Annotated in this window: 11 protein-coding genes; 7 read left to right on the top strand and 4 right to left on the bottom strand. The window is 65.9% G+C overall.

The window, feature by feature from the left end:
- The first annotated feature begins 81 nt into the window (after positions 1-81).
- The gene (locus BDOA9_RS01900) at positions 82-519 is read left to right on the top strand and encodes an acyl-CoA thioesterase (RefSeq protein ID WP_025032257.1); all 438 of its coding nucleotides are present in this window, start codon (positions 82-84) and stop codon (positions 517-519) included.
- Positions 520-526: 7 nt separating this feature from the next.
- Here the strand turns inward: BDOA9_RS01900 and BDOA9_RS01895 are convergent, their stop codons facing one another.
- Positions 527-925, bottom strand: a complete 399-nt coding sequence (locus BDOA9_RS01895) for an MAPEG family protein (RefSeq protein ID WP_025032256.1) — start codon at positions 923-925, stop codon at positions 527-529.
- A gap of 85 nt (positions 926-1,010) precedes the next feature.
- Between BDOA9_RS01895 and hemH the strand changes: the two genes are divergently transcribed.
- The 4 genes from hemH (at position 1,011) to BDOA9_RS01875 (ending at position 4,745) form a co-directional block, all read left to right on the top strand.
- A complete protein-coding gene (hemH, locus tag BDOA9_RS01890) occupies positions 1,011-2,048 on the top strand; it encodes a ferrochelatase (protein WP_025032255.1) in 1,038 nt (345 codons plus the stop codon).
- A 10-nt stretch (positions 2,049-2,058) separates the two neighbouring features.
- Positions 2,059-3,036 carry an ABC transporter substrate-binding protein gene (locus BDOA9_RS01885; RefSeq protein ID WP_025032254.1) on the top strand — a complete coding sequence of 326 codons (978 nt, stop codon included), beginning with the start codon at positions 2,059-2,061 and terminating at the stop codon, positions 3,034-3,036.
- Positions 3,037-3,254: 218 nt separating this feature from the next.
- Complete coding sequence (locus BDOA9_RS01880; protein ID WP_025032253.1) at positions 3,255-4,250, top strand: SPFH domain-containing protein; 996 nt, start codon at positions 3,255-3,257, stop codon at positions 4,248-4,250.
- A gap of 51 nt (positions 4,251-4,301) precedes the next feature.
- Entirely contained in the window at positions 4,302-4,745 is a 444-nt protein-coding gene (locus BDOA9_RS01875; RefSeq protein ID WP_025032252.1) for an NfeD family protein, read from the top strand.
- 193 nt (positions 4,746-4,938) lie between these two features.
- Here BDOA9_RS01875 and BDOA9_RS01870 read toward each other — a convergent pair whose 3' ends face one another.
- The gene (locus tag BDOA9_RS01870; RefSeq protein WP_025032251.1) at positions 4,939-5,265 is read right to left on the bottom strand and encodes a winged helix-turn-helix transcriptional regulator; all 327 of its coding nucleotides are present in this window, start codon (positions 5,263-5,265) and stop codon (positions 4,939-4,941) included.
- Positions 5,266-5,348: 83 nt separating this feature from the next.
- Between BDOA9_RS01870 and BDOA9_RS01865 the strand changes: the two genes are divergently transcribed.
- Positions 5,349-5,900, top strand: a complete 552-nt coding sequence (locus BDOA9_RS01865) for a carboxymuconolactone decarboxylase family protein (protein ID WP_025032250.1) — start codon at positions 5,349-5,351, stop codon at positions 5,898-5,900.
- A gap of 36 nt (positions 5,901-5,936) precedes the next feature.
- Here BDOA9_RS01865 and BDOA9_RS01860 read toward each other — a convergent pair whose 3' ends face one another.
- Complete coding sequence (locus tag BDOA9_RS01860; protein WP_025032249.1) at positions 5,937-6,944, bottom strand: KpsF/GutQ family sugar-phosphate isomerase; 1,008 nt, start codon at positions 6,942-6,944, stop codon at positions 5,937-5,939.
- A gap of 191 nt (positions 6,945-7,135) precedes the next feature.
- On the opposite strand from BDOA9_RS01860, the gene BDOA9_RS01855 reads away from it, so the two are divergent.
- Positions 7,136-8,887 (top strand): outer membrane beta-barrel protein, encoded by a 1,752-nt coding sequence (locus tag BDOA9_RS01855; RefSeq protein ID WP_025032248.1) that lies wholly within the window; start codon positions 7,136-7,138, stop codon positions 8,885-8,887.
- Positions 8,888-9,028: 141 nt separating this feature from the next.
- Here BDOA9_RS01855 and BDOA9_RS01850 read toward each other — a convergent pair whose 3' ends face one another.
- Positions 9,029-10,480, bottom strand: coding sequence for a glutamate synthase subunit beta (locus BDOA9_RS01850; RefSeq protein WP_025032247.1), 1,452 nt, complete (start codon positions 10,478-10,480; stop codon positions 9,029-9,031).
- Between the last annotated feature and the right edge of the window lie 28 nt (positions 10,481-10,508).

The following is a 10,508-nucleotide window of genomic DNA, read 5'->3' as shown; positions in this document are numbered from 1 at the left end:
TCGAGCGCCTTGCTCCGTCATTGCTTCGTCGCAAGGGCTCCTCGCAATGACGAGCCTGAAATATCTCAGTCGGGGGATTGGATGTCGCGCGAAAACTTCTGGTTCTTTCATCCGTTCCGGGTGCGCTATTCCGAGATCGACGGCCAGGGCGTCGTCTTCAACGCGCATTATTTGACTTATTTCGACACCACCATCACCGAGTATTTTCGCGCGCTGGGCTACGACCAATATACGGACGCAAAGACGACCGGCATCGATTTCCACGTCGTCAAATCGCTGATCGAGTACAAGGCGCCTGTCAGGTTCGACTGGGAGCTCGACGTCGGCGCCCGCGTGGCGCGGATCGGCAATTCGAGCCTCGTCTTCGAGCTCGCCATCTTCCGGAAGGGCGGCACTGAGGCGCTGGTGACCGGCGAGATCGTGTGGGTCTACACGGACCAGAAGACCCATCGTCCGGTCACGATCCCGGCATCGATGCGGGCGCTGATTGCGACGCGCGAGCGGCATCTGCTGGCGTGAGGCCCGCTCACACCGGGAGAAACCGCTTCAACGCCGGCATGAAGAAGATGCCGAGATTGATCGCAAAGCCGATGCTCCAGAGGATCGAGCGCAGCGTCGGGCGGTTGCCGAGATAGGTCAGCACATAGGCGATCCGCACGATCAGAAACAGCACCGCGAGTTCGTCGATCAGCCGCTGCGGCGATTCCCTGTATTCGGCGAGCAGCACCGCGAAGGCGAAGAACGGAAACGTCTCGATGCCGTTCTGGTGCGCGCCGAGCGCGCGCTGCGACAGGGCGTCCTCATAGAAGGCGGGATCACGCGGCCGGGAATTGTCGAAGCGGCGAAACCTGATCCATTTGACCGAGACGATCGTAGACAGATAGAGCAGCAGCGCCCCGAAGACACACCATTCCGCGAGCGTCATCGTCCCCTCTCCCCCGATTGGGTGCGACCCTAGCGAACCCCGGCTCATCTTGACAAGTTCGGACCAACGCGCGACCCAACCAGCCATGACCAGCGTCGTCCCCCTCGAGACCGCGAAACCGGCCACCCGATCCGCCCTGCCGCGTGTCGGCGTGCTCCTGATCAATCTCGGAACGCCTGATACGGCCGATGCCCCCGGCGTGCGGGTCTACCTCAAGGAGTTCCTCAGCGACGCCCGCGTCATCGAGGACCAGGGCCTGATCTGGAAGCTGGTGCTGAACGGGATCATCCTGCGCAGCCGTCCCCGCACCAAGGCGCTCGACTACCAGAAGATCTGGAACAATGAGCGGAACGAATCGCCGCTGAAAACCATCACGCGCTCGCAAAGCGACAAGCTCGCGGCCGCCCTGTCGGACCGCGACAATGTCGTCGTCGCGTGGGCGATGCGCTACGGCAATCCCTCGATCAAGTCGGGCATCGACGCGCTGATCGCGAAAGGCTGCGAGCGCATCCTGGCCGTCCCGCTCTATCCGCAATATTCCGCCTCGACCTCGGCGACGGTCTGCGACGAAGTCTTCCGCGTGCTCGCGCAGCTGCGCAACCAGCCGACGCTGCGGGTGACGCCGCCCTATTATGATGACGCGGCCTATATCGAGGCGCTCGCCGTCTCGATCGAGGGGCATCTGGCGACGCTGTCCTTTAGGCCGGAGCTGATCGTGGCGTCTTTCCACGGCATGCCGAAATCCTATGTCGACAAGGGCGATCCCTATCAGCAGCACTGCATCGCGACGACCGAGGCGCTGCGCCGCCGGCTCGGTATGGACGAGAGCAAACTGCTGCTGACTTTCCAGTCGCGCTTCGGCAACGACGAGTGGCTGCAGCCCTATACCGACAAGACCATGGAGCGGCTCGCCAAGGAAGGCGTGCGCCGCATCGCGGTGGTCACGCCGGGCTTTTCCGCCGACTGCCTGGAGACGCTGGAGGAGATCGCGCAGGAGAACGCCGAGATCTTCAAGCACAATGGCGGCGAGCAGTTTTCCGCGATCCCCTGCCTCAACGACAGCGGACCGGGCATGGACGTGATCCGCACCCTGGTGCTGCGCGAGCTTCAGGGCTGGATCTGATGGGCGTCCCATGAACCGCCGCCGCTGCCTGGCGCTTCTTGGGGTGCTCGCGGCGCTGCCGGCCCCAGTGCAGACGCAGCACCCGGCTGCAACACGCCGGCTCGGCGTGCTCTCGGTCACGGCCGCCGAGGATGCGATCGGGCAGGTGCGCAGCACCATTCTGGTCGAGGCGCTCGCCGGCCTGGGCTGGAAGGAGCCCGACAATCTCAAGATCGACTGGCGCAGCGGTGGCGGCGACCGCGCCCGGATCGCGCAGCTCGCCGACGAGCTGATCGCGCTCAAGCCCGACATCCTGCTTGCGGTCGGCACACCCCCGGTGGAAGAACTGCGCCGGCGCACCACGACGATCCCGATCGTGTTCGCCGTGGTCACCGATCCCGTCAGCCAGGGCTTTGCCGAAAACCTCGCGCATCCCGGCGGCAACATCACCGGCTTCACCGATTATGACGGCCCGCTCGCCGGCAAATGGCTGGAGGTGCTGACCCAGGTCACCCCGCCCGTTCGCCGCGTGTTCGTCGTCTACAATCCAGCCACCGCGCCGTTCGCGCCCCTGATGCTGCGCACGATCGAGGACGCCGCACGGACGCTGCGCCTGACGGTCGAGCCCGCACCCGTCCATGACGTCGTCTCGACCGGGGCGCTGGCTTCCCGGCAAGACGGCGCCATCCTGGTCTTGCCGGACTTCTTCACCATGGCCAACCGCGCGCAACTGCTTTCGGCGATCGCACGGGCGCGCCTGCCCGCGGTGTTCTGGAGCCGGACCTTCGTCGACGAGGGTGGGCTGATGTCCTACAGCACCGACAGCGCCGAGCAGCTCCGCCGCGCGGCGGGCTACATCGACCGCATCCTCAAGGGCGCGCGCCCGGCCGACCTGCCGGTGCAGAACCCCACCAAGTTCGAGCTTACGGTCAACCTGAAGACGGCCAAGGCGCTCGGCGTCACGCTTGCCCCGGGCCTGCTTGCAATTGCGAATGACGTCATCGAATAGCCCGTCGTGACGGCGCAATTCTTAACGTTGGCCGGCTAGGTCTGCGCCCGCTCGCTTTCAAGAGCCTGTCGCAAATACATATCGTGACCGTTCTCTTGCTGTGCGTCTTGTGCAGAATTGCGCCGATACCGACGTGAATCGCGACCGCTGAACCGCTAAGGTCGTGATCCCGACCAATGACAGCGCGGGAAGGGGCATTTTCCCGGCTTGGAGGAGATATGAGCGGCTTCGACATTTTCGCGATTGTTCTGGTGTTGCTCGTCATCGTCACGCTGGTCGCCGGCGTGAAGACGGTGCCGCAGGGCTATGACTGGACCATCGAGCGGTTCGGCAAATACACCCAGACGCTGAGCCCCGGGCTCAATCTGATCGTGCCCTATTTCGATCGCGTCGGGCGCAAGATCAACATGATGGAGCAGGTGATCGACATTCCCGAGCAGGAGGTGATCACCAAGGACAACGCCACCGTGACGGTGGACGGCGTGGCCTTCTACCAGGTGTTCGATGCAGCGAAGGCGAGCTATGAGGTCGCCAATCTCAACCAGGCGATCACGGTCCTGACCATGACCAACATCCGCTCGGTGATGGGCTCGATGGACCTCGACCAGGTGCTGTCGCACCGCGACGAGATCAACGAGCGACTGCTCCGCGTGGTCGACGCCGCGGTCTCGCCCTGGGGCGTCAAGGTCAACCGTATCGAGATCAAGGACATCGTGCCGCCGGCCGACCTCGTCGAAGCGATGGGCCGGCAGATGAAGGCCGAGCGCGTCAAGCGCGCCGACATCCTCGCGGCCGAAGGCCAGCGCCAGTCCGAGATCCTGCGCGCCGAGGGCGCCAAGCAGGGCCAGATCCTCCAGGCCGAAGGCCGCCGTGAGGCCGCCTTCCGCGACGCCGAGGCGCGCGAGCGGTCGGCGGAAGCCGAGGCCAAGGCCACGCAAATGGTCAGCGATGCCATCGCCAAGGGCGATGTCGCTGCGCTTAACTATTTCATCGCCGACAAATATATCAAGGCATTCGGGCAACTGGCCGACTCGCCGAACCAGAAGGTCATCATGCTTCCGGTCGAAGCGATGAGCATGCTGGGCTCGCTCGCCGGGATCGGCGAAATTGCGAAGGCCACGTTCGGGGAGACCGCGGCGACCGCCGCCCGTCGCGGCGGCTCGGTACCGACGACTGGCAGCACGCCGCCGGCGGTGCCGCCGCGGCAGGGATAGTGGCGCATGACCTTCCGATGAGGACTTGCGCCAATTGATAGAGGTCGTGTCATGACCGACATGTTCGTATCGCTCGGCAACTGGAACTGGCTGATCCTCGGCTTCATCCTGATGGCGCTGGAGGTGCTGGCGCCGGGCATCTTCCTGTTCTGGCTTGGGCTCGCTGCGCTGCTGGTCGGCCTGATCTCGTTCGTGGCGGCGATCTCCTGGCAGATCCAGCTCGTGATGTTCGCGATCTTCGCCGCCGCTGCCGTGCCGGTCTGGCGCCGTCTCGCCAGGCCGAAGCCGGACGCCGGCGCCAGCCCCTTCCTCAACAAGCGCACCGAAGCCTTGCTCGGCCGTGAGTTCACGCTGGAGAAGCCGATCATCGACGGCACCGGCACCGTGCGCATCGGCGACACGGTGTGGCGCGTTGCAGGCCCCGATACGCCCGCGGGCACGCGGGTGAAGGTGGTGCAGGTGGACGGTGCGAATTTGACGGTCGCCGTGGCGTGAGGATTCTTCGCTTACCCTCGCTTACCCTCCCCCTGGAGGGGGAGGGTCGATCGCGCGAAGCGCGAGCGGGGTGGGGTGATCTCTCCACTCGGGCACTGTTGGATGTGGATGCACCGTCACTCCACCCCGTCTCACATTTCGCTACGCTACATGTGAGTTGACCCTCCCCCTCCAGGGGAGGGTAAGAGGCGTCTCACCTTCTCCACCGCTCCGCAAACCTGTGCAGCGGCATGAAAGTCTCGCACAATTCCCGCCCGAGCGGCGTAAGTCCGTAACCGCCGCCGTCGCCCAACTCCACGAAGCCCGCCTCGCGCAGCTCGGTCAGCCGGGCCTGCAGCACCGTGGGCGAAGCCTCGTCGCAGGCGCTGCGCAGGGCGCGCGAGGTGAGGGGCTCTTCGCGCAACTCCCATAATATCCGCAAGGCCCAGCGTCGGCCGAGCAGGTCGAGCAATGCCATGATCGGCCGCCCGCTGCGCGAGCCGCGGACGCTGCGTGTCGCCGTGCCGGCCTGTTTCGCCATCGTCGCCTCTTGCGCCTTGCTACAAATAATGTAGCGTATTGCTACGATAAATGTAGCACAGGAGCCGGTCCATGTCTGTTGCGATGTCCGAGGCCCCACCGCGCATCGTCCCGCTCTCGCCGCCTTTTCCCCCGGAGATCCAGGCCCAGTTCGACCGCATCATGCGCGGTGCGCCGCCGCTGATGCTGTTCCGGGTGATGGCGGGCCATGGCCGCGCCTGGGACAAGTTTCGCGCCGGTGGGCTTCTCGATCCGGGGCCGCTGTCGCTGCGCCAGCGTGAGATCGTCATCGACCGCACCTGTGCGCTGAACCGATGCGAATACGAATGGGGTGTGCATGTCGCGATCTTTGCCGGGCCGGCAAAGCTCACCGCGGAGGAGGTGCGTGCGACGGTGTTGGGTGACGCGAATTCAGCCCTTTGGTCGCCGGCCGAGCAGGCGCTGATCGCAGCCGCCGATGCGCTGCATCATCGCGCGGCACTTGACGACGAGGAGTTCGCCGCGCTTTCGGCGCATTACGACGAGGCGCAGATCCTGGAAATCATGCTGCTGTGCGGCTTCTATCGCACGGTGTCGTATCTGGCGAACGGGCTGCGCTTGCCGCTGGAGCAGAACGCGGCGCGGTTTCCCCGGTAGACTCCCTCGCGCCGCTTGCGGGGAGAGGCGAAGGAACTACGCCACCCCAGCGCGCAGCAGATCGTGCAGGTGCACGATCCCCACCACCTTGTTCGCTTCCGTCACCAGCAGCGAGGTGATCTTGCGGGTGTTCAGCACCTCGATCATCTCGGTCGCGAGCATCGAGGGCGGCACGGTCTTGGGCTGCTTCGTCATGATCTCGTCGACGGCCACCGTCAGCAGGTCGGGCCGCATGTGGCGGCGCAGATCGCCGTCGGTGATGATGCCGACGGCCTCGCCCGCAGCGTTGACGATGCAGACACAGCCGAGCCCCTTGGCCGACATCTCGACCACGGCTTCCGACATCTCGGTGCCGAGCGGCTTGAGCGGGATCTCCGCGCCGGTGCGCATGTAGTCGCGGACGAATTTCAGCATCGCGCCGAGCTTGCCGCCGGGGTGGAAATGCGCGAACTCCAGCGCCGTGAAGCCGCGCCCCTCCAGCAGCGCGATCGCGAGCGCGTCGCCGATCGCGGCCTGCATCAGCGTCGAGGTGGTCGGCGCCAGATTGTGCGGGCAGGCCTCGCGCGCCTTCGGCAGCTCGATCACGAGATCGGCGGCCTGGCCGAGCGATGACGACGCGTTCGACGTCACCGCGATCATGGGGATCGCAAACCGCGCCGAATAGTTCACGAGGTTCTTCATCTCCGGCTGCTCGCCGGACCAGGACAGCGCCAGGATGACGTCGTCGGGCGTGATCATGCCGAGGTCGCCATGACCGGCTTCGGCGGCGTGCACGAAGAAGGAAGGCGTGCCGGTCGAGGCCAGGGTCGCGGCGGTCTTGCGGCCCATATGGCCCGACTTGCCGAGGCCGGTGACGATGACGCGGCCCTTGGCGTTACGGATCAGGTCGACCGCTTTCGCAAACGTCTCGCCCAGCGGGCCGCGCAGCGCGGCGGCGAGCGCGTTGATGCCGCTGCTCTCCGTCTCCAGGGTGCGGAGCGCGGATTCGACGCTATCGGGAATGGAGCCGGATGATTGGGTCATCAGCGGATTCGAGCTCGGCATGATCTGGTCCAGGGAAGAAGGGCGTTCGCCCATTGGCGCCTGCTTAGCACGCCCGGATCAGCGAGGCGACGCGCGCCCCAACGCCCTCAACGGGTCATTAACCATAATTGTTTTAACTCCATTAACGATGGTTCCCGCCGGCCGGCGGGGATGATCGAGAAAGTACTTGATTTCGTTGGGGTAATTCCATCGTGGGGTCGTCTCCAGGCAGGGGCCGGAGCACTGTCGCGCATTTCCTGCGCGCCGCTTTGCCGTGCCTTGTGCCGGGTCTTGCGCTGACTACCCTCGCAAGCGGCCCCGCGGCCGCCCAGAGCCTGACGCCCGACCTGTTCAATCCCAACCGTGGCGCCTTCGCCTCGCCCGAGACACTGCCGACCCGCCGCACCGCCGGCGTGCCCCAGCCGCCCTCCGACGCATTGCCGAAGCTGCCCGACCCCAACGCCGATTCGCGTCAGCGCCAGCAGGCGCCGGCGAGCTCGCGTGTCGGTCAGGTCCCGACCTATGGCCTGCCCGCCGCCACCGGCGCGAGCGGCTCCGGCTACGATTCGCTCAACCGCAAGAGGCAGCAGCCCAAGCTCTATCCGGGCCAGCCGAAGCCGAAGCGCGTCGGTCCCGGCTCGCCGCCGCCACCCGCAAAGCCGGCCACGACGTTGGGACCACAGCGCATCGCACCGCCGCCGTCCGAGACTGCGCACAAGGTGCCGGTGCCGGCGGCGATGGCGGGCAATGCGCCCGGCCAGCCGCTGCGCCGCCGCCTCAGGGCCGATGACGATCCGTTCGGCGCGGTCGGCGACTACGCCGGCAGCTTCCTGATCAAGGGCGGGCTCGAGCTCTCCGCCGGCTACGACAGCAATCCGACGCGCCTCAACAAGCCGGTCGGCTCGCCCGCCTATGTCGTCGCGCCCGATCTGCTCGTGGTGTCGGATTGGGAGCGCCACGCGCTGGTCGCCGATCTGCGCGGCTCGTTCTCGGGCTACACCAACGACATGCCGGCGACAATCAACGGCGTTGCCTCGCCGTCGCCGGTCGAGGCCAACCGTCCCGATTTCAACGGCCATGTCGACGGCCGGCTCGACGTCAGCCGCGATCTCAAGCTGACCTCGCAGCTGCGCCTGCGGCTTGCCACCGACAACCCCGGCAGCCCCAACGTGCAGGCCGGCCTGCAGAAATACCCGGTCTACGCCGCCTACGGCACGACGCTCGGCTTCGACCAGACTTTCAACCGCTTCCAGGTCGCCGCCGGCGCCACGATCGACCGCACCGCCTACACCGATTCCAAGCTCACCGACGGCTCGACTTTCAGCAACGACGACCGCAACTTCAACCAATATGGCGGCGTCGGTCGCTTCTCCTACGACCTCAAGCCCGGCCTGAAGCCCTTCGTCGAAATCCAGGGCGACAGGCGCGTCCACGACCAGGCCGCCGACCGCAACGGCTACTTCCGCGATTCCAACGGCGGCTACGCCAAGGTCGGCTCGTCCTTCGAGTTCTCGCGCATCCTCACCGGCGAGATCTCGGTCGGCTATTCCGCGCGCAGCTACACCGACCCGCGCCTCAGCCAGCTCGCAGGGTTTCTCACCACGGGCTCGCTGATCTGGAGCGCCAGCGGCCTCACCACGGTGAAGTTCTTCACCGACACGCAGATCTCGGAGACCACGGTCCCCGGCTCATCCGGCGTCCTGGTGCGCACCTATGCGGCCGAAGTCGACCACGACTTCCGCCGCTGGCTCACCGCGGTCGGCAAGTTCACCTACGGTACGCTCGACTACCAGGGCCAAAACCGCAACGACAAGACCTACTCGCTCGAAGGCAATCTGATCTACAAGCTCAACCGCAACATCTGGGTCAAGGGCACGCTGCGCCACGACATCCTGGATTCGAACCAGCCGGGCTCGAGCTCGCAGGGCACGGTGGTGTTGCTGGGGGTGAGGCTGCAGAATTGAGCGAGCCTGCTGCCGAGCGCATCCTCTCTGTCGTCATTCCGGGGCGCGCGAAGCGCGAACCCGGAACCCATCAATCCATCAACTCTGAGGCCCGATGGATTCCGGGTTCGCGCCAAGTGGCGCGCCCCGGAATGACCAGGCCTACCTTGGCAGATCCGTCTTCCCCATCAGGAACGTATCGATCGACCGCGCGCACAGCCGGCCCTCGCGGATCGCCCACACCACGAGCGATTGCCCACGCCGCATGTCGCCGGCGGTGAACACGTTGGGGCGCGAGGTCTGGTAGTCAAGCGTGTTGGCCTTGACGTTGCCGCGCGGGTCGAGGTCGACCGCGAGCAGCTTCAACAGGCCCTCGTGCACAGGATGGACGAAGCCCATTGCGAGCAGGACGAGCTCGGCATCGAGCTCGAACTCGGTGCCGGCAATCGGCTTGAACTTGTCGTCGACGCGGACGCAGTGCAGCTTCTTGACCTGGCCGTTTTCGCCGGAGAACTTCTGGGTCAGCACGGCATATTCGCGCACCGCGCCTTCGGCCTGGCTCGATGACGTCCGCATCTTCAGCGGCCAGTTCGGCCAGGTCAGCGCCTTGTTCTCGCGCTCGGGCGGCGCGGGCATGATCTCGAGCTGGGTCACCGACAGCGCGCCCTGGCGCAGCGAGGTGCCGATGCAGTCAGAACCGGTGTCGCCGCCGCCGATGACGACGACGTGCTTGCCGCCAGCCAAAATCTCCTGGACGCCGCCGAGAGGCTCCTCGGAGACGCGGCGGTTCTGCTGCGGCAGGAAGTCCATGGCGTAGTGGATGCCGGCGAGCTCGCGGCCAGGGATCGGCAGGTCGCGCGGAGCTTCCGCGCCGCCGGTCAGCGCCACCGCGTCGTACTCGTTGAGCAGCTCGCGCGGATCGACATTGCCGGCTGCGCCGACATGGCTGTTGTAGTGGAAGGTGACGCCTTCGGCTTCCATCTGCGCCACGCGGCGGTCGATGACGCCCTTCTCCATCTTGAAGTCGGGAATGCCGTAGCGCAGCAGGCCGCCGGCCTTGGCGAACTTCTCGTAGACGTGGACGTCGTGGCCGGCGCGCGCCAGCTGCTGCGCGCAGGCCATGCCGGCGGGGCCCGAGCCGATCACCGCGACCTTCTTGCCGGTCTTCTCCGCGGCGACTTCAGGCTTGAGCCAGCCATTGTCCCAGGCGCGGTCGACGATCGCGCATTCGATGGTCTTGATGGTGACGGGGTTGTCGTCGATGTTGAGCGTGCAGGACGCCTCGCACGGCGCCGGACAGATGCGCCCCGTGAACTCGGGGAAATTGTTGGTCGAGTGCAGGTTGCGCGAGGCCTCTTCCCAATTGCCCTGGTAGACGAGGTCGTTCCAGTCGGGGATCTGGTTGTTGACCGGGCAGCCCGGCGTGCCCGGCGCGACCGAGCCGGTGCCGTGGCAATAGGGAATGCCGCAATTCATGCAGCGCGCGGCCTGGTCGCGCACCTCCTTCTCGGAAAGCGGAACGACGAATTCCTTGTAATGCTTCACGCGCTCGGCGACCGGGGTGTACTTGCGGTCGTGCCGTTCGATTTCCAGAAAACCCGTGATCTTGCCCATTAAACCCGAAGTCCCTGCCGCTTAAGTT

The organism is Bradyrhizobium sp. DOA9 (genome assembly GCF_000617845.2).
Lineage (GTDB): Bacteria > Pseudomonadota > Alphaproteobacteria > Rhizobiales > Xanthobacteraceae > Bradyrhizobium.
This window is presented reverse-complemented; position numbering and strand designations above follow the sequence as displayed.